Source organism: Micromonospora sp. NBC_00389 (assembly GCF_036059255.1).
In the GTDB taxonomy this organism is placed as follows: domain Bacteria; phylum Actinomycetota; class Actinomycetes; order Mycobacteriales; family Micromonosporaceae; genus Micromonospora.
Window position 1 is genome coordinate 6,962,945 of sequence record NZ_CP107947.1, and the last position, 18,725, is coordinate 6,981,669.

Annotated in this window: 14 protein-coding genes; 3 read left to right on the plus strand and 11 right to left on the minus strand. The window is 69.9% G+C overall.

Going from position 1 to position 18,725, the window contains the following annotated elements; genetic code table 11:
* Positions 1–63: 63 nt before the first annotated feature.
* A complete protein-coding gene (locus OG470_RS32975; protein WP_442931010.1) occupies positions 64–2,268 on the minus strand; it encodes a heavy metal translocating P-type ATPase in 2,205 nt (734 codons plus the stop codon).
* A 466-nt stretch (positions 2,269–2,734) separates the two neighbouring features.
* On the opposite strand from OG470_RS32975, the gene OG470_RS32980 reads away from it, so the two are divergent.
* Positions 2,735–4,309 carry a multicopper oxidase family protein gene (locus OG470_RS32980; protein ID WP_328418571.1) on the plus strand — a complete coding sequence of 525 codons (1,575 nt, stop codon included), beginning with the start codon at positions 2,735–2,737 and terminating at the stop codon, positions 4,307–4,309.
* Between the two features lie 160 nt (positions 4,310–4,469).
* On the opposite strand, the gene OG470_RS32985 is transcribed toward OG470_RS32980, so the two are convergent.
* Genes OG470_RS32985 through OG470_RS33020 form a run of 8 tightly spaced genes read right to left on the minus strand, consistent with a single transcriptional unit; the run spans position 4,470 to position 12,741 of the window.
* Positions 4,470–5,888 carry an NADH-quinone oxidoreductase subunit N gene (locus OG470_RS32985; RefSeq protein ID WP_328418572.1) on the minus strand — a complete coding sequence of 473 codons (1,419 nt, stop codon included), beginning with the start codon at positions 5,886–5,888 and terminating at the stop codon, positions 4,470–4,472.
* A 3-nt stretch (positions 5,889–5,891) separates the two neighbouring features.
* Positions 5,892–7,382 (minus strand): complex I subunit 4 family protein, encoded by a 1,491-nt coding sequence (locus OG470_RS32990; protein WP_328418573.1) that lies wholly within the window; start codon positions 7,380–7,382, stop codon positions 5,892–5,894.
* A gap of 3 nt (positions 7,383–7,385) precedes the next feature.
* Positions 7,386–9,329, minus strand: a complete 1,944-nt coding sequence (locus OG470_RS32995; protein WP_328418574.1) for a proton-conducting transporter transmembrane domain-containing protein — start codon at positions 9,327–9,329, stop codon at positions 7,386–7,388.
* Positions 9,326–9,628 carry an NADH-quinone oxidoreductase subunit NuoK gene (locus OG470_RS33000; RefSeq protein WP_328418575.1) on the minus strand — a complete coding sequence of 101 codons (303 nt, stop codon included), beginning with the start codon at positions 9,626–9,628 and terminating at the stop codon, positions 9,326–9,328. The genes OG470_RS32995 and OG470_RS33000 overlap by 4 nt, the downstream gene beginning before the upstream one ends.
* Complete coding sequence (locus OG470_RS33005) at positions 9,625–10,188, minus strand: NADH-quinone oxidoreductase subunit J (protein ID WP_328418576.1); 564 nt, start codon at positions 10,186–10,188, stop codon at positions 9,625–9,627. Before OG470_RS33005 ends, OG470_RS33000 begins: the two co-directional genes overlap by 4 nt.
* Positions 10,189–10,191: 3 nt before the next feature.
* Complete coding sequence (locus OG470_RS33010) at positions 10,192–11,130, minus strand: NADH-quinone oxidoreductase subunit H (RefSeq protein ID WP_328418577.1); 939 nt, start codon at positions 11,128–11,130, stop codon at positions 10,192–10,194.
* Positions 11,123–12,427, minus strand: coding sequence for a hypothetical protein (locus OG470_RS33015; protein ID WP_328418578.1), 1,305 nt, complete (start codon positions 12,425–12,427; stop codon positions 11,123–11,125). The genes OG470_RS33010 and OG470_RS33015 overlap by 8 nt, the downstream gene beginning before the upstream one ends.
* Positions 12,418–12,741 (minus strand): NADH-quinone oxidoreductase subunit A, encoded by a 324-nt coding sequence (locus OG470_RS33020; RefSeq protein WP_328426721.1) that lies wholly within the window; start codon positions 12,739–12,741, stop codon positions 12,418–12,420. Before OG470_RS33020 ends, OG470_RS33015 begins: the two co-directional genes overlap by 10 nt.
* Positions 12,742–13,296: 555 nt before the next feature.
* On the opposite strand from OG470_RS33020, the gene OG470_RS33025 reads away from it, so the two are divergent.
* Both OG470_RS33025 and OG470_RS33030 read left to right on the plus strand, forming a co-directional pair.
* Entirely contained in the window at positions 13,297–14,679 is a 1,383-nt protein-coding gene (locus OG470_RS33025) for a YibE/F family protein (protein WP_328418579.1), read from the plus strand.
* Between the two features lie 61 nt (positions 14,680–14,740).
* Entirely contained in the window at positions 14,741–15,760 is a 1,020-nt protein-coding gene (locus OG470_RS33030) for a coiled-coil domain-containing protein (RefSeq protein ID WP_328418580.1), read from the plus strand.
* A 539-nt stretch (positions 15,761–16,299) separates the two neighbouring features.
* Here the strand turns inward: OG470_RS33030 and OG470_RS33035 are convergent.
* Together OG470_RS33035 and OG470_RS33040 are read right to left on the minus strand one after the other, a co-directional pair.
* The gene (locus tag OG470_RS33035; RefSeq protein WP_328418581.1) at positions 16,300–16,746 is read right to left on the minus strand and encodes a hypothetical protein; all 447 of its coding nucleotides are present in this window, start codon (positions 16,744–16,746) and stop codon (positions 16,300–16,302) included.
* A 650-nt stretch (positions 16,747–17,396) separates the two neighbouring features.
* Positions 17,397–18,665: a L,D-transpeptidase gene (locus OG470_RS33040; protein ID WP_328418582.1), complete on the minus strand. Its 1,269-nt coding sequence runs from the start codon at positions 18,663–18,665 to the stop codon at positions 17,397–17,399.
* Positions 18,666–18,725: the final 60 nt, after the last annotated feature.

Here is an 18,725-nt window from a genome sequence, read left to right on the forward strand (position 1 = left end):
CACCCGCCGTTGTGCCGGCGGCCCGGTCGGATAACTCCGATCGGGCCGCCGTTTCTGCCCTGGTCAGTGCTGCCCGGGACTGAGCTTGACCCGGCGCAGCAGCTGCGCGTTCACCGCCACCACGATGGTGGAGACGGACATCAGCACCGCTCCCACCGCCGGGCTGAGTGTGACCCCGGCCCAGGCCAGCGCGCCAGCCGCGAGGGGAATGGCCACCACGTTGTACCCGGCGGCCCACGCCAGATTCTGGGTCATCTTGCGGTACGACGCCCGGGACAGCCGGATCACGCCGGTGACACCCCGCGGGTCCGAGGATGCCAGGATCACCCCGGCGGACTCGATCGCGACGTCCGTGCCCGCCCCGATGGCCAGGCCCACGTCGGCGCGGGCCAGGGCGGGAGCGTCGTTGACGCCGTCGCCGACCATCGCCACGGTCAGACCTCGGGCCTGCAGGTCGGCGACCGCCTGGTCCTTGTCGGCGGGCAGCACCTCGGCGAACACCTCGTCCACCCCGGGCCGGAAGCCCAGGTCGGCGGCGACCGCCTCGGCGACCGAGCGAGCATCTCCGGTGATCATGACGATCTTCTTGACGCCCTGTTCGCGTAGCTCGGCGATGGCCTCGCGAGCCTCGGGACGGACCTCGTCCTCGAGGGCGAACGCGCCGACCGCAGTCGCCTGACCGGCCTGCGGCAGGCGGACCAGGTGCAGCACCGCCGCGCCGCGCGCCGACCAACCTTGCGCTGCGCTGGCAAGCTCGTCAGGAACCGCGGCGCCAAGCTCCCGCAGTAGAGCGGGGCCGCCCACCGCCCAGGTGGCGTCGTCAACGACAGCTTGAACTCCTCTACCAGTCAGGGATCGGAAGTCGCGAGCGCTCGCCCGCAGCCCGCGGTCCTGCGCGACCTTGACCAGAGCCTTGGCGAGGGGGTGTTCGCTGTCTGCCTCGACCGCGCCGGCGATGCGCAACACCTCGTTCTCGCTGACGCCGCTGGCCGCGGCGGTCGCGGTGACGGTGTGCGCACCCTTTGTCAGGGTGCCGGTCTTGTCGAACAGCACCGCATCGACGGTGCGCATCCGCTCCAAGGCGAGGCGGTCCTTGACCAGGATGCCGGCCTTCGCCGACACCGCGGTGGACAGCGCGATCACCAGCGGGATGGCCAGCCCGAGGGCGTGGGGGCAGGCGATGACCAGGACCGTCACCGTCCGCACCACGGACTGGTCGAGATCACCCAGCGCCCACCACGAAGCGAAGGTGACCAGCGCGGCGGCGGTGGCGACGTAGAAGAGCATCGCGGCGAACCGGTCAGCCAGCACCTGCGCCCGGCCGCTGGAGGCCTGCGCCTGCGCCACGAGCCGACCGATGCCGGCCAGAGCGGTGTCGTCCCCTACCGCGTCGACCCGGACCCGTAGCGCGGAGTCGGTCGCCACCGTGCCGGCCACGACCCGGTCCCCGACGCCCCGCGGCACCGGCCGGGACTCCCCCGTGATCATCGACTCGTCCAATTCCGCGGCCCCGTCGACGATCCGGCCGTCGGCCGGCACCCGGGCACCAGAGCGAACCAGTACCACGTCGGCGACCCTCAGCTCGGACACCGGTACCCGATGCACGGCGCCGTCGTCATCGATGCGTTCGGCGTCGTCGGGCAGCAGCGCTGCCAGCGCGGCGAGGGCGCCCTGTGCCTGGCCGATCGCCTTCATCTCCTGCCAGTGGCCCAGCAGCATGATGGTGACCAGCGCGGCCAGCTCCCACCAGAAGTCCAAATCGAACGCGCCGAGGCTGGTGGCCAGCGACGCGACGTAGGCCACCGTGATCGCCATCGAGATCAGCAGCATCATTCCGGGAGCCCGGTCACGGATCTCGCGGACGCCGCCGACCAGGAAGGGCCAGCCTCCGTAGAAGAAGACGAGCGACCCCAGAACCGGGCCAACCCAGCTCATCCCGGGGAAGTCGAGCGTGTAGCCGAACCAGTCCATCACCATGTGGCTGGTGGCCACGATCGGAACCGTCAGCGCGAGGCTCAGCCAGAACTTGCGCCGAAACTGCTCCGGGTCGTGCCCCGCGTGCTTGTCATGACCCCCGTGCCCCCCAGATCCGTGCCCCGCGTGGTCGTGGTGCCCGCCCTTGTGCCTGTCCGTGGGTCTGGCACTGCTGGCATGCCCGCCGTGCGATCCACCCGTGGGTTGCTCGCCCACATGCACCTGATGTCCGTCGTGTCGCGCCTCGGCGGGGATGACCGTCGGTTCGGCGTGGGTCGTGTGTTCCTGTCTCATGCCGTCCACCTCCAACCGGTACCATATACCCCCTAGGGGTATCCTGCAACCAGCCGTGTGGCGAGGGGCCACTACCTGCGGCGACACAACTCCGGGCAGAGGGGTGGGATGCGGACAGGTACCCCTACCCAGGACCCGTATAGAGGCTGCGGCCCCGTCCGGCAGGCTCCTCGAGTGTTGACGAATCCACGATGCAGCGAAGGAAGTGCTCGGCCGAGCGGGCACGGCAGCAACAGGCCCACGCCTGCATCTCTGCCATTTCGCCGGCCGCCGTAGCCGATCAAGGCATTAGGGCAGCGGGCCCCCTTCAGACGGCAACGTCGGACACCGAGATGCCAAAGGGCACCCAAAAGGGCACACATCGCGAAATTCCCCCATGTCTCGCGCCGCCACGGCGAGACTCGCACATGACACCACCGCCCAGGCCGACGATCGCTCGGCCGCCGTTCCGAGCCGAGGAGCTGTCATGACACCCGCGATCAGCCGCCGCCGGTTACTCATCGGATTGGCGGGCGCGGTGGGGGTGGCTGCAAGCACCGACACCGCCGCCTGGGCCGACGGCGCTGTCGGCCCTCCGCTCGTGACCGCGCACGATGACCTGGTGCCTCGTGTCGAGGTGGGCCGTCGCCGGCCGGGCGCGGGCACGGTGACCGCAACGCTGCTTCCACGGCCGGTCACTGTCGACCTGGGCGGACCGCGGGTGCGGACCTGGGGCTACGCGGAAGACCTGCCTGGCCCTCTGATCAGGGCTCGCGCCGGTGACCTTATCCGGGTCGATGTGCTCAACGGACTGCCCGCCGACACCAGTGTTCACTGGCACGGCATCGCGCTGCGCAACGACATGGATGGCGTCCCCGGTCTCACCCAGGCGCCGATCCCCCGCGGGGGTCAGCACCGCTACGAGTTCATCGCCCCCGACCCGGGCACGTACTTCTACCACCCGCACTCCGGGCTGCAGCTCGACCGGGCGCTGTACGGGGTTCTCGTCGTTGACGACCCGCACGACGCCGGCGGCTATGACCACGAGTGGATCGTGGTGCTCGACGACTGGGTCGACGGCACCGGCCGCACCCCGGAGGAGGTGCTTGCCGCGCTAACCGCGATGTCCGGCCACGGCGACATGCCGGAGATGGATCATGGCGGCGGGGGCGACATGCCCGGCGTGGGCGACGGCGCCATGGGCGGCATGGGCCCCGGAGACATGAGCGGGCACGGGGACATGGCTGGGATGGAGACGATGACCTCGCCGCTGCTGGGCGGCGCCGGGGACGTCGCATACCCCCACTACCTGATCAACGGCCGTGTCCCCGCCGCACCGGTCACCTTCCGCGCCAGGCCGGGGCAGCGGGTGCGGATCCGGGTGGTCAACGCCGGCTCCGACACGGCGTTCCGGGTGGCGCTGGGTGGGCATCGGATGACCGTGACGCACACTGACGGTTTCCCGGTCGTCCCGACGACGACCGACGCGCTCGTGCTCGGGATGGGCGAGCGGGTCGATGTCACAGTGGAACTCGCTGACGGGGTGTTCCCGCTGGTCGCCGCTGCGGAGGGGAAGCATGGGCGAGGGCTTGCCCTGGTGCGCACCTGCGCGGGGGACCCGCCCTCGGCTATGGACCGGCCGGTTGAACTGGACCGGCGTGTGCTCCTCACTCACACGCTGCGCGCCGCGGACAGCGTGGCGCTGACTCGGCAGCGACCGGACCGTGTGCACCGGCTGGTGCTGGGTGGGTCGATGATGCCCTACCGGTGGACGATCAACGGCGTGACCTTTGAGCACGCTGACCCGCTCCTGGTCGAGCGAGGCGAGCGGGTGCGGCTCGAATTCGTCAACCGCACCACGATGTTCCACCCCATGCACCTGCACGGGCACACCTTCGCCGTAACCGGCGCTGGCGCCCGTAAGGACACTGTCATCGTCACCCCGCACCGGACGGTCGCTGTGGACTTCGACGCCACGAACCCCGGTCAGTGGATGACCCACTGCCACAACGTGTACCACGGGCAGGCGGGCATGATGGCGAATCTGGCGTACCGGCGGTGACAGCCCGTCCTGCCCACGATTGACGCCGAGCGCAGCCTTGTGCCCGTGGCGGGGCCAATGAGAAACCGCCCGATTGCGATCTTTCCGCCCGGCGCCAACCCGTGGCCGCGGTCGTGGCGATTCTCGTCCGGGGCGCGGGTGGCTCCCCGCCGGCATGCCCCTATGGGCCGCTGACCACGGTCCAGACCACTCCCCCGGCCAGACCGGCGGCAAGGCTGAGGGCGGCGGCCGTGACCGCGGTAAGCGAGGACCACTGCCGTCGAGGGCGGGTGTCTGCTCGCGCGGGCGCGTCTCGTTGCGGCTGACGGTAGGTGGGGACAATCCAGCGCAGGTAGTAGAACAGGCTGAGCAGGGTGTTGATGAAGACGACGACGGCGAGCCAGCCGTGGCCGCCGTCCCAGGCGGCGGTGGCGGTGGTGAGCTTGCCGACGAACACCCCGGTGGGTGGGGTGCCGACCAGTCCGAGGAGCGCCACGACCAGGGCGGCGGCGAGCCATGGGCGCTGGGTCGCCAGGCCTTGGTAGTCGCCGAGGTCCCGGCGGTCGGGCAGGGCGGCGGTGACGGCGAAGGCGGCGATGTTCGTCGCCGTATAAGCGGTGAGGTAGACCAGCAGCGATGGCAGCGCCAGGTCGCTGGTGCCAGCCACCACCACGGGCACGAGCACGAACCCGACCTGACTGACCGTCGACCAGCCGAGTAGCCGCCGCGGGTCGGATTGCCAGTACGCCGCCAGGTTGCCCAGGGTCATGCTCGCCACCGCGACGGTCGCGATCAACGCCGGCCAGGGCACCGCGTCGGGCAGGATGCCGACCAGGCGGTACACCGCGACCATCGCCCCGATCTTGGGCACCGTGGTCAGGAACGTCGCCGCCGTGGCATTGCCACCCTGCGCCGCGTCGGGCACCCAAAAGTGGCCGGGAACCCCGCCAGCTTTGAACATCAGCCCGGCCACGAGCGCGACGGCCGCCCCGGTCACCGCCGCCGGTGGCACGTCAGCCAGAGCGTTGGTGAGTTCGGCGTAGCCGGTGCTACCGGTGAGTCCGGACAGGATTGTCACGCCGAGTAGGAGCAGGATGCCGAACAGTGCCCCCATGAGATACGTCTTCATCGCTGCCTCGGCGCCCCGGGCGGTGAACACGAGACCGATGAGCCCGTAGAGCGGGATGGTGGCGAGGAGGAAACCAGCTGCGAGGACGAGCAGATCGTGGGCGCCGGCGAGCAGCACGGTTCCTGCGGCGCCGAAGAGCAGCAGCGCGCAGGTCTCGCTCTCCCGTGCCGTTCCGGCGATCTCGTCGGCGGCCAGCATGAGCACCAGCAGCGTCGCGGCTGAGGCGAGGATCCGGGCCACACCGGTGGCGGTGTCGACGGTGTAACTGTCGTCGAAGGCGGTTCGCGTGGGCCCGGCCATCCCTATCGCGGCGGTGACGATGACCGCGAGGAGGACGCCGGCGGTGAGGACCCGAATCATCCACTGCTGGTGGCGGGGGACGAACGAGCCGCCGAGCAGGGCGGTGAGCGCTCCGACGACGAGCAGCATCTCGGGCAGCAGCAACAGCGGCCGCATCATCTCCGTCTGCACCGGCTACCTCCCGACGAGGTCGACGGCGCTGGCGGCGGCGGGTTCGATGACGTCGAGCAGCGAACGCGGCAGAACGCCGAAGAGCAGGGAGAGCAGCAGTAGCGGGCCGACCGACCACACTTCGGCGGGGTGCAGGTCGGTGAAGCCGACCGAATGGCCCCGGGTGTCGCCGGTGAAGACGCGTTGTAGCGCGCGCAGGAACAGCGCGGCGGTGATCAGGATGCCGAGGATCGCCACGGCGGTGGCTGGGGCGGCGGCGACGCTGCCGGTGAAGATCTGGAACTCGGCGATGAAGCCGGTGAACGCCGGCAGGCCCAGGGAGGCGAACGCGCCGACGGCGAACAGCGCCGCGAAGCTCGGTGCTGTGGCGGCGAGTCCGCCGTACTCCCGCATGTCGTAGCTGGCGGCGCGGTCTCGTAGGACGCCGGTGAGCAGGAACAGTGCGGCGGTGATCAGGCCGTGGCTGACCATCTGGGTGACCGCGCCGGTCACCGCGATCGTCCGGGCCTGCGCGGTGTCGGTGGCCACCAGGCCCGCGACGCCGACGGCGAGGACGATGTAGCCCATGTGGTTGACCGACGTGTAGGCGATCATGCGTTTGAGGTTGGTCTGGGCCAGGGCGACGAGCGCCCCGTAGAGCACCGACACCACGCCCACGACGATGATCACCCAGGCCCAGGCGCGCCACGACTGGGGCAGCATCGGCATGGCGATGCGCACGAAGCCGTAGGTGCCCATCTTCAGCAGCACCCCGGCCAGCACCGCCGAGCCGACGGCGGGGGCGTCGGTGTGTGCCGGCGGTAACCAGGTGTGGAAGGGAACGGTGGGGGTCTTCACCGCCAGGCCGATCAGGATCGCGGCGAGCACCAGCCCGCCGGCGAGGGGCCGCCCGGCCAGCGGTGTGGCCGCGGCCAGCGCCGGCATGTCGAAGGTGTGCGGATCGGCGGCGACGGACAGGCCGATGAACCCGACGAGCAGCGCCAGCGAGCCGAGGAAGGTGTAGAGGAAGAATTTCATCGCCGAGCGCCCCGGGTCGCCGTGGCCCCATGCGGCGATCACGAAGTACATGCCGACGATGGACAGGTCGAAGAAGACGAAGAAGAGGATCAGGTCGGCGGCGATGAACAGACCGAGGCTGACGCTCTGCAGGAACAGGAACAGGGCGGCTTGCCCGCGCGGGCGGTGACGGTTGCGCAGCGCGTACACCGCGCAGGCCAGAAAGATCACCGCGGTCATCGCGACCAGCGGTAGGGACAGACCGTCGACGCCCAGGTGGTAGCTGCTGTTCACGCCGGGGATCCATGCCGCCTGCTCCTCGAACGCCAGGCCGCCGGGTGCCGGGGTGTCGTAGCGCAGCCAGAGCCCGACGATCAGCGCGAGGTCGACGGCGGTGACCGCCACCCACGCCCAGCGGGCGATCCGGTCGCTCAGCCGCGGGAGGACGGCCAGGATCAGACTGGCGACGAGGGGCAGGAAGATGATCACGCTGAGCAAGGCTCACCCCAACGTCACGAGGAGGACGACGCCGACGAGGAGGACCACGACGGCTTGCAGGTAGTACTGGTGCAGTTGGCCGGTCTGCGGCCGGCGGGCCAGCCGGCCCAGCCGACGCACCCTGGCGGCCAGGTGTTCCACCGCCTCGTCGAGCCACCGGTCATCGGCCCGGGCCGCGCGCGCCGCGACCCGCATCGACAGTTCGGAGGTTGATGTCACGGCATGGTCGACAACCCGGTCGTCGAAGCGGGCGGCGCGGCGACTCAGGGACACCGCGGCCCGAGCGGCGCCGGTGATTGCACGGTCCAGGACCCGGTCGTCGAATCGGGCCAGGGCGTTGGCGCAGCACAGCGTGGGGCGCGTCACGAGCGCTGACGCGGCCGTCTGCAGCCCCATCCAGCGCAGCGCCCAGCGTGGCTCCGGCAACCGTCGGCGGGCGAGGACCACCAGCAGGACCCCGAGGGTGACAGCCGTTGACACGACCAACTCCCGGGCGGAGGCGTGAGAGCCGCCGGCCTGGCCGACGGCTCGGGCGACGGTGCTGGCGAGCGGCGGGAGCGCCAGCAGACCGGCGTACGCGGCGCCCACCGCCAGCAGCACCAGAGGTACTCGCTGCAGCAGCGTCACGCGCCGGTTGCCCCGCTCCTCCTCGTCGAAGTGGGCTTCCACCTCGGCCCGGCGGTCGGCGGGTATCCGCGGCCAGATGACGACGAGGATCTTCGCGGCGTAGGCGGCGGACAGCGCCGACGCGGCGAGGCCAATGGCGTACAGCCAGGGCGATTGCTCGCCGACGGCGGTGAGGACGGCGTCCTTGGTCGCCCACAGCGACAGCGGTGCGATCCCCGCGAGAGCGAGCGCACCGACCGTGGCCGACCAGCCGACCAGCCGCCACCGCCCGACGACCCCGCGCAGGCCGGCGAGCCGCTTGGTGCCCAGCGCGGTCAGCCACACCCCGGCGGCCAGGAACAGCAGCGCCTTGGTCGCGGCGTGCGCGACGAGGTGCGCGGCGCCACCGGCTACCGTTCCGGCGCCAGCGGCCATCACCACGAAGCCGAGTTGGGCGGCGGTGGAGGCGGCCAGAAGCTGCTTGAGGTCGCGCTGCGCCACCGCCACCGCTGCGAGCAGCAGCGCGGTCGCGGCACCGAACCCGGTGGTCACCGGGCCCGCCCACCCGGTGGCGGCGAGCAGTGGCTGGACCCGCAGCAAGAGGTAGCCTCCCATCGCCACCATGGCCGCCGAGTGCAGCAGGGCGCTCACCGCGCTCGGGCCGGCCATCGCCCGGGACAGCCAGAACGAGAACGGCAGCTGCGCGGCCTTGCCTAACGCGGCGACCAGGATGCCGGCGGCGATCACGTGCCGCCATCCCGGACTGCTCTGCGAAAGGTCCGCCAGGGCCAGGCCCGCGCCGCCGGCGAGCGCCGCCCCGGCGGCGGCGTAGAGGCCCAGGTCGGCGGCGCGGGTGGTGAGGAATGCGGTGAGGCCGGCCGACATTCGATCCTCGTCGCGCCACCGGAAACCGATCAACGCGTACGACGCGGCACCCATGATCTCCCACGCCAACAGCAGCGCCGGCAGTGTCGCCGCCGCCGCGGTGAACGCGACCGCGCCGGCGAAGATCAGCATCAGCCCGTGGAACCGGGCGGTCGACGCGTGGATCTCCCCGGTCGAGGCGAGCAGCACCAGCAGGGTCACCACGGTGAGCGTGGGCAGGATCAGGGCGGCGAGCCCGTCGACGGCAAGCGCGAGGTCGGTGCCGGCCAGGAAGGGCACCGACACCGCCGGGCGGGCGGCTGCCACCACCGCCGACAGGCCCACCATCGCGGTGGCGGTCGCCAAGGAGATGGGGACGGCGACTCGGTTCGCCCGCCGGGCGGCGGCGAGCAGAGCACCGACGCCTGCCGGCAGGACCACCAGCAGCCACAGGCACACCTGCGCGAAATCCCTCATCCGGAAAGGTCCGCAGCCATGTCGGTCATGTCGACCCGGCGTAACCGGTGCAACAGGGTGGCCACCGCGAAGCCCATCGCCATCTCCACGGTCATCGCCGCGATGATCACCAACAGCAGCACCTGACCGGATGGATCCGGGGCGAGAAACCACCAGAAACCGGCGGCGGCCAGGATGAGACCGTTGAGCATCAACTCGAGGCCCATCATCACCATCACCACGACCTGCTGGGACAGCGCGCCGTACAGGCCCACGCTGAACAGGGCCGCCGCCACCAGCAGCACGGTCTGCAGGGTCATCGGCCGACCCCACCCGGTTGCGGGTCGTGTGCGGGACGGCGGCGCAGGTCCTCACCGAAGCGGTCGTAGCGGGTGCGGTGCGCTGCCAGCACCACGCCAGCCACGATGGTGACCGCCATGACCATGCCGACGGTGATCATCGCCAGCATCTTCGGGCCCATCAGCTCCTCACCGAGCGCGGCCGTCACGTCCTCGGCAGGGGCGCCGCGGCGAGCCGGCCACGGAACGAGCAGCACCCCGGCAGTCAGGGCGACAAACACACCGACGGCGACCGCCAGGGCGTGTCGCTTGTCGTGGACCATGCTCATCGGCATCAGCGCCGGGTTCATGCCCATGAACATCACCATGTAGACGGCCATCACGGCCATCTCCATCACCATCATCAGGATCGTCACCACACCGATGTAGTTCTGCTGAAGCAGCAGCACCTGCACCCCGACCGCGATGAACGACAGCGCGAGCGAGTAGCTGGCCCGGGCCATCGAGTTGACCCAGAAAACGGCGGCCCCGCTGAGCACGGCGACGACGGCGAGCACCCAGAACGAGATGGCGGTGATCATCGTTCAGGTTCTCCACACTGCGACGACGGCGACGAGTAGATCCTGAACAAGCACGGCGGGTAGAAGCACCACCCACCCGACCTCCATGAACAGGTCCGGCCGGAGAGCGGGCAGCCGGCGGCGCAGCCGCACAAAGACAGCGAGCAGGGCGCCCGTCTTAACCAGCACCCAGGCCCAGCCGGGCAGCAGCGGACCGTTGCCACCTCCCAGGAACATCGGCACGGCGAAGGCGGCTCCCGCGGCCAGTAAGGCATAGCGTCCGCCCTGGAACACCAGCCGGTCGACGCCGGACAACTCCGTGGTGACGCCGCCGGCGATGTCGGAGCCCAGCGCTGGCGTGAACGGTCCCCAGACCGCGATCGCGACGACCCCGGTGCAGTAGACCAGGAACGCGGCGGGCATCCATACCACGAACCACAGGTCCGCCTGCGCTGCCGCAACCGCCCCGACGTTGAGGCTCGATGCGGCGACCGCCGGCGCCACGAGCGCGAACATCAGCGGAAGTTCATAGGCCAGTCCGTGAGCCAGGAAGCGGTAGCCCCCGATCAGCGAGTGCGTGGAGTTGGCGCCCCACCCGGTCAGCCACACGAACGCCCACGCCAGGACGTCCATCGCGTTGAACCACACCACCCCCACGTCGAGGTCAAACAGCGTCCACTGCCCCAGTGGCACGACCGTCACGATCATCAACGCCATGAACAGCAGACCGGAACTGCCGATCCGCCACAGCAAGGTGTCGGCCGCGACAGTCGTTCTGCGCCGCTGCCGAACGAGCCGGGCCGTCTCCCCCAGCGGTCGGGTCATCCCCGACGGCCCGGCGCCCGCTGTCCGCGCCGAGAAAAGCCCGTCAAGGACCGCGGCGAAGGCCACGAGAAGACCCAAGATCGCTGCCGCGGCGAATGCCCACCCGGCGGGGACCGTCGTCACGGTCGAGTCAGGCATGCGCCACCGCGCTCGCCGCCGACAGCGGGTCGAGGTCAAGGCTGGCGACGACCAACCGCGCAGTGGCGATGTCCAGCCCCTGCACCACGTCACCGATCTTGACGATCGGCACGTGTTCGCTGGCGTCGCTGCTCCCGCCGGCGGAGCCGGCGATGTCACCGGCCGCTCGCTGGATCATGGAAAGCAGGCGGTCGTGGGTGTCTCCGCGCAGATGGCCGGGAAGATCCAGACGCGCGAGGTCAGCCGCAGAAAGGTACCCGACTCCTCGCAGCGACCACCGCAGCAGCCACGAACGCTTGACGCGGCGATGCAGCCGGTCGAGGTCCCGGGCCGCCGTCCGCCGGTCCCCGTCGCTCAACAGCCGGTCACGCAGACGCCGGGCACGGCCGGCCGCGTCCTCCCAACCCGTGAGGGCGAGCAGGCCTGCGGCGTTGTCGCAGCGACGCGCCGCACGATGGTGAGCGCCTTTCACGCCACCGTCGTGGCGCGCGTCGTGGGCATCGACCAGGGTGACCTCTGCGTGGACGATGAGGTCGCCCTGCAACGAGCAGCGTAGGACGAGGCCCGTCGGCCAGTACGGCAGCACCGGACCCAGACGAAGGTGCAGGACGTCCAGCTCCAGGCCGTCGCGGTCCTCGCCTCCGCGAGCCATCGGGATCCCGGCCGGCGCCATGTCCATGCCGCCGTGACCCATGCCGGCGTGGCCCATGCCGGCGTGGCCCATGCCGGCGTCGCCCATGCCGGCGTGGCCCATGTCCATGCCGTGGCCCGTGCCACCGTGATCGCCACTTCCGCCATGACCGCCGGGCTCCCCATGGTCCATTGCGCTGTGTTCAGCGTGACCGCCGTCGTCCATCTCGCCCTTGCCGACATGAGTGCCATGGCCACCGTGGTCGTGGCCGCCGTCGCGCCCCTCCGGTTCGTTGTCACGGGGCTGCTCGCCATCAGGCGTGGCCGATCGACCCTGGCTGTCGTCGCGCTGCAGGGTCAGATCGAGGAGCTTGGCGGCGGCGCTCTCAAACGCCGCCGCCGCGAGGTGCGGTGCATCGATCTGGACCCGGGCGCGTGGCCCGGGCAACTGCTCCCACAGCCTTGCGGCAATCGCTGCCATCTCTGGGCCCGGGGTGCCGCAGAGTGCCAGCACGTCCGCGTCCGCGGGCGACGAGGCGAACAGCCAGCCCCGGGCACGGAGGTGCTGCTCGGCCGCGGCGCGCGTCAGCCAGTGTCCCGGCACCTCCACGAGGAGGACGTGGGCGTGGTTAACCGCGTACCTGGCCAGGGCGTTGCTCAAACCCACCGCAGAGCCCCCTCCCTCCAGGCCCACACCACCGCGACGAAGACCGCACCGAGGAAGAGGAACATCTCGACGATCGCCGTGGCGCCCATCTCGGCAACGACGACCGCCCAGGGGTACATGAAGAGCATTTCCACGTCGAATGCGAGAAACAGCAGGGTCGAGAGGTACCACCGGACGTGGTACCGGGACAGCGCGTGTTCCTCGGGCCGCCACCCGGACTGGAACGGCAGCACCGCGAGTGGGTCGGGCGCGAGGGCGAGCAGGCGATGCAGGCCGTACAACCCGGCGACGAAGACAACCGCCACCAGTGCCATCGCGGCGGCTCCTGCATACATGTCGCCTCCTCCTGATCATTACGAGCATGCCCGTCCCGGAGGGTCAATGGGCGCATATCCGCCCGAAGGTGAGGTGCGCCAGAGACATCAGCCGGCCACCGAGCTGCCACAAGCAGGCGTAGCGCAAGGACAGCCGGAAGCACGGTTAGAAACAGCGGACGGCGCTCGCCCGGTGACCCCATCTCTGTCGGCAACGATGAGGTGCCACCCCCGCCGCGGATCGACCCTCCTGCCGCCTACTATCTACTGATAGTAGGCGGTGCGGTAGACGGGGGTTGCAGTGCATCCGAGGACGACGTGTCCCAGCGGGTTGGTGCCACGTGGCCACCGTCGGCGAGCGGCCTACATCAACACACCTTGGGGCTCTTGCTTGACGGCGCAGAAGTAGCCCGTTCTCCGTCGCGGTGTGTGATGGCGCCGCCTGCAGTGCCGCTACAGGTGATGCCCAGCGAGCGCGCGCGTCGAGGTGGGCACTCCAACCAGGAATCAGGCCAGTCGCCGACACCGCCCGCCTCGATCGTTGGGAGACTCACAGTGGGTGCTGACCACAGCCGTCCCGCCCCGTCCACCCCGCGGGTGCGACGGATCCTCATCGCGACGGTGGTCCCCCTCTTCGTCATCACCGTGATCGCCACCCTGGTGCTCTGGCCGCGCGACACCCCCGACGGGGAGCAGAGCGAGCCCGTTCCCCGTTACCACGGCACGGTCACGAAGGTGGTGACGGAACCCTGCCCGCCAGCGTCAGAGGTACCGGAGGGCAGCCCGGCCGCGCAGGACGGGCCGTGCGGAACGGTCACCGTCCAGGTCGAGCAGGGCCCGGACAACGGAACGCAGGTGGAGATGCCCGTGCCGTCTGGCCCGGGCGCTCCCGAAGTCACGGTCGGGGATGAGGTCGTCCTTGTTCAGCTGATGGACCCGGCCGACCCGACGGTGAGCACCTACAACATCGCCGAGCACCAGCGCGGCAAGCCGCTGATCTGGCTGGTGGCGCTCTTTGCGGCCGCGATCGTGGCGTTCGGACGGCTGCGGGGGCTAGCGGCGCTAGCCGGGCTGGGGGCGACCTTCGCGATCCTGCTCGCCTTCGTCGTGCCCGGCATCTCCGCTGGCGGCTCGCCGTTGCTAATCGCAGTCACCGGCTCGGCCCTGATCATGTTCGTGGTGCTGTACCTGACTCACGGCGTCACCGCACAGACGTCGGTGGCGGTGCTCGGCACGCTCGGCAGCCTGGTGCTGACCGGCCTGCTTGGCACCCTGGCCACCGCCGCCGCCCACCTGACCGGGTATGGCAGTGAGGAGGCCACCACGCTGTCGATGTTCCAGGCCGACGTCGACCTGCACGGCCTGCTACTGGCCGGGATCATCATCGGCTCCCTCGGGGTCCTCGACGACGTCACGGTCACCCAGGCGGCCACGGTCACCGAGCTCGCGCACGCCAACCCGGCACTGTCCCGGCTCCAGCTCTATCGCGCGGCGACCCGGGTCGGCCGGGCTCACATCGCCTCCACCGTCAACACCATCGTGCTGGCGTACGCGGGTGCCTCGCTGCCGCTGCTGCTCCTGCTCACCGCCGACTCCCGGTCGGTGAGCCAGATCCTCACCAGCGAGTTCCTGGCCCAGGAGATCGTCCGCAGCGCGGTCGCCACACTCGGACTGATCGCCGCCGTACCGCTGACTACCGGACTGGCGGCGCTGGTCACCACGGCTGGGCGCGACCCCGCAGTCGACGCCGCCGATGGTGGAAACATTCCACAATCTCGTATTCCAAAGGAGCGGCCTGGAAACCAGTGGCCGTCGAGGCGGAACGTCGCGCTCGAGGCCCTGAGCGGGGGTGATCCCACCGATGGGCGAGCCGGTCTAGGCAGCGACACAACGCCGAGTGGCCTCGACCCTCAGGGACGCCGGAATACTGAATGGTGATACCCGCCATCATCCGTGACGCACCTGATCATGAGAACGCTGACCAGTCGGAAGGAAACCTGTGACGGCACGCCTGCGCCGCTGGATGACACCGGTGGTGGCCACGCTGACCGTTCTCGCCATCGTCATCGGCCCCGTCCCGGCGACGGCTGCGCCTTCGACGCCGACGCCATCGGGTCACGAGGATGACGGCGAGCCGCGGCTGCTCAACGACGTCATCGAGGGGGCGAACCGCGCCTACACCCGGGCCAAGGCGAAGCTGGAGAAGTCCAGGAAGCGCCAGCTTGAGCTCGCGCTGCAGGTCGACCGCGCCCAGGCTGAGCTGGACGCCTTGAGGCCGCAGGTGAGTCATATCGCCATGCAGTCCTACCGAACCGGTCGGCTCGGTGCGGCCGCCATACTGCTGGACAGCAACGCCCCAGATTCGTTCGTCCAGCGCGCTGTCGCGCTGGACGAGCTGAACATGGTCAATGCCAAGAAGCTCGCCGAGGTCAACGTTGTCAAGACCCGCGCCGAGAAGGCGAAGCTGGCGCTCGACGCCGAGGTGCGTGAGCAGCAGAAGCTCACCAACGACATGGCCCGGGACAAGCGCGAGGCGGAGAAGGCGCTCGCGCTCGTGGGCGGGCAGGGCTTCACCGGCGGCCTGGTGTCGGCCACCTCGCCGGTTGCCCGAATCGCCCCTGGCCGCACCTCCGACGGCGACTGGAAGTCCGAGGGGTGCAGCGAAAAGGACCCCACCACCGCCGGCTGCGTCACACCCCGCACGCTGCACATGTACAAGGAGGTTAAGCGGGCCGGCTTCAACCGGTTCGTCGGCTGCTACCGGCCGGGCGGTCCGTGGGAGCACCCCAAGGGCCTCGCCTGCGACTGGTCGCTGCAGAACAGCGGCTTCAGCCCTTGGCGCAGTAAGGACACCCGGATGTACGGGAACAACCTCGCCGCGTTCCTGATCCGCAACGCCGACCGGCTCGGCGTGTACTACGTGATCTGGAACCGGCAAATTTGGTTCCCGGCAACCGGCTGGAAGTCCTACAGCGGACCGTCGAACCACACCGACCACGTCCATGTGTCACTGCTCTAGCCACAACCGCGGCGAGCACGGCACTGGTCCGCCGGTTGGTGGATCCTCGTCGCATACGGCGCCAGTCAGCCGTCGGTGATCGACGGGACGGGCGCTGGCGATTTGCCGGCCACGGCACCCAGATGCGGCACCTGTGCCGGGGCCGGCTGGAGCCCGGCAGGTACACGGCATGGCCGTGAACCCAGCGGCCCTAGCTCACTGTCGTGACCCTCGCCCATCCGCTGACCATCGACACGCAAGCTGGCCCAAGCCGCCGCCACGTCTTAGATCAAGCCGCTGGCGACACCTACTACGAGGTTGAGCGCGGCAGCGGTCACCGCCGGCGTCCCAGTCCGGCGCGGTTCCCCAGCTCCCCCAGATTGCTCCGGTGGGCACTGCCGGTGACTCCAACCCGAACGACGCTCCGACTCGTGTCGGACGCACTGACGGCGATCCGGTGCTGGTGTGCGTAGGCGACGGCGCGGTGCCCGGCAGCGTCGCCGACCTGGCATCGACGGCTGTCCGCCAAGACCGGTCGGCCGCCGACATCGCGGCCGGGGTCAGTGGCCGTCGAAGCCGGGATAGTCCGACAGGCGCCGGCGCGAGTCGCCGTTGAGCCACCGCAGTCTGTGCATGTACGCGGCGACGTCCCGGTCGTCGTCCTCGTCCTGCTGCGCGACCTCGGCGGTCGGCACTAGCCGCGCCACCGGGCCCGCGTCTGTTTCCCCGCGATGAAACGACCAGGAAGGCCCGACGGTCACTGTGACCTGCGAGGATTCCGCCGTAGGCGGGCGGGCAGCGCGGTTCACGCGCTCTCGCACCACGCGGGTCCAGAAGAACACCCCGAAGGCAGCGAACAGCGGCCACTGCGCCGCGTACCCGTAACTGGCGCCGTTGCCCAGGTGCGCGTGCTGCCACTGCCACCAGCCCAGTCGCAGGCACGCCACAGCGACCACAGCGACGACTATGTGGCCGAGCAGCCACTGCGGTCTGAGCCAAGCCGGCATATCGCCACAATAGCGCCGCAACCGGCCGATCGTCGGCAGACGATGACATACCGTAGCGGGGTGAAGGTGTTCCCCGTGGCCGTGGACTCGGGCCAGACCGCCAGCCTGCGCCTGGCCGACAGGACAGTCGTTATCACCTTGGCCGCGTCGCGGTGGCGACGTCTGCTGCGCTGGTCCGCCGGGTCGGTGTTGGTCGGGATGGGCCTTGCGACGGTCGCCAACGGCGTTACGCGGGCCGTCGATGTACGGGTTGGCCTGTGGCTGATTGGCGCCACCGTGACTGTCGTCGTTGCCGGCGCTGTTGGCACCGCGGTAGCAGGAGCTCTCATCTGGCGCGCCGAGCGTCGATCGGCGGAGAGCCTGAGTGCCGCTCAGGTCACGTTCGCCCGCAGTGACGCCATCGACGGTCGAGTCACCGTGACCGTCGAATGCACTGACGGCACCACCCGCCAGTTCAGCGCGAGCGGCATGGCCGGCCCCCGTACGGCCCAATTGTTCGCACGGATGCTCGCTGCGTCGGCCTCGACCGACAAGACCCCCACCCCGATCCCCGAGAGCCGCCCTACATGGAGTGGGCGTCCTCGCATGACGAGAGGCAAGGGGGCCGGCTCGCCGCCGACAATCCGGCCCCCGTGTAGGACAGGACCGAATCAGTTGCCGGTGACGGACGGGGCCGGGGCCGGCGATCCACCAGCCACGGCGCCCGGGTGCGGCACCTGCGCCGGGGCCGGCTGGAGCCCGGCGGGTACGGGCAGAGCGCTGCCCTTGACGAACTCGTCCCAGCTGACGTTCCAGGCCGTCCAGCCGTTGCCCGGCTGCAACTGCACCTCGGTGCCCTTAAAGGTGACCAGGTCCCCGACCTGAGTGACGCCCATCAGCCAGTCGGCCGCGGCGGCGGAGACGTTGGTGCAGCCATGCGAGACGTTGGTTTTCCCCTGGTCCCCCTCGGACCACGGCGCCCCGTGGATGAACTCCCCGCCATTGGTCAGCCGCTGGGCGTCCTCAACGTCGACCACGTAGCCCCCGTTCGGCTCACCCCGAGTGTCAAACGTCGCGTACTGGTGCTTCTCCATGATCACCATCTTGCCGCTGGACGTCGGCGTGCTCGCCTTGCCGAGGCTGACGGGGATCTTGCGAATCAGCTTGCCGTCCCGCATGACCGACATCTGCTTGGTGGCGTTGTCGACTTCCAGGGACACCTGCCGGCCGATCTTGGAGGTGGCGCTTCGGTCCGCGTCACCGACCCGGTCTTTACCGATCGGCAAGCCCTCCAGGCCGGTCCGGACGCTGATCGTGGTGCCCGGTCGCCAGAAATCGGGGGCCCGGTAATAGACCTGGCTACCATCGTCCACCCAGGACCAGGTCCCCGACTGAGGGGGATTCGTCTTCACGAACAGGCGGCGCTGCACATCCGCTCTGGCCTCTTTCGCGATGGGCGGGTCGAACGCGACGGTTACCGGCATCGCCGTGCCGTAGGTCCGATTGCCAGCGAAATAGAGCGTGCTGGTGATCACCGGCTTGGTGGACTTCGGCATCGTCGTGAAGGTCGTCTTCCGGGTGGTGATCTCCCCGGAGTCGCCGGTCGCGGTGACCTCGGCGGTGTAGGTACGCCGGGGCTGCAACGGCCTGCTCGGAACCCAGGCCGATCCGTCCTGCCGAGGCTCCGCCTTGACCTGCGTCCCCTTATCGTCGCTGATCCGTACAGCGCTGATCCGCCCACCCTTCACGGCCATTCCCACCTCGGCGCTGATGGGCACTTCCTGCGTGCCGTCGGACGGTGTGACGGTCAACTCCGGCGGCGCTGCCCGCCCCTGGGCCGACCCGGCAGCCGACTTACGGTCGGTGGTGCACCCGCCGAGGACCAACGGTGTGGCTGCGATGGTTACCGCAAACAGCGTCAGTCGCTGCCTTAACTCCATGATGCGTCCCCCCAGTTATGTCTTCCCTTCGCCACATTCTCTCTACGAACCGGCGATAGT

Excerpts from the sequence above, each read along its gene's own strand:
- OG470_RS33020 (WP_328426721.1), bottom strand. The coding sequence starts at position 12,741 with ATGGCACTGGTGGCGGTTGTCTTCGTCGCCGGGTTGTACGGCCTGCAT.
- OG470_RS33010 (WP_328418577.1), bottom strand. The coding sequence starts at position 11,130 with ATGCCTGACTCGACCGTGACGACGGTCCCCGCCGGGTGGGCATTCGCC.
- OG470_RS32995 (WP_328418574.1), bottom strand. The coding sequence starts at position 9,329 with ATGAGGGATTTCGCGCAGGTGTGCCTGTGGCTGCTGGTGGTCCTGCCG.
- OG470_RS33040 (WP_328418582.1), bottom strand. The coding sequence starts at position 18,665 with ATGGAGTTAAGGCAGCGACTGACGCTGTTTGCGGTAACCATCGCAGCC.
- OG470_RS33000 (WP_328418575.1), bottom strand. The coding sequence starts at position 9,628 with ATGACCCTGCAGACCGTGCTGCTGGTGGCGGCGGCCCTGTTCAGCGTG.
- OG470_RS32980 (WP_328418571.1), top strand. The coding sequence starts at position 2,735 with ATGACACCCGCGATCAGCCGCCGCCGGTTACTCATCGGATTGGCGGGC.
- OG470_RS32975 (WP_442931010.1), bottom strand. The coding sequence starts at position 2,268 with ATGAGACAGGAACACACGACCCACGCCGAACCGACGGTCATCCCCGCC.
- OG470_RS33005 (WP_328418576.1), bottom strand. The coding sequence starts at position 10,188 with ATGATCACCGCCATCTCGTTCTGGGTGCTCGCCGTCGTCGCCGTGCTC.
- OG470_RS33035 (WP_328418581.1), bottom strand. The coding sequence starts at position 16,746 with ATGCCGGCTTGGCTCAGACCGCAGTGGCTGCTCGGCCACATAGTCGTC.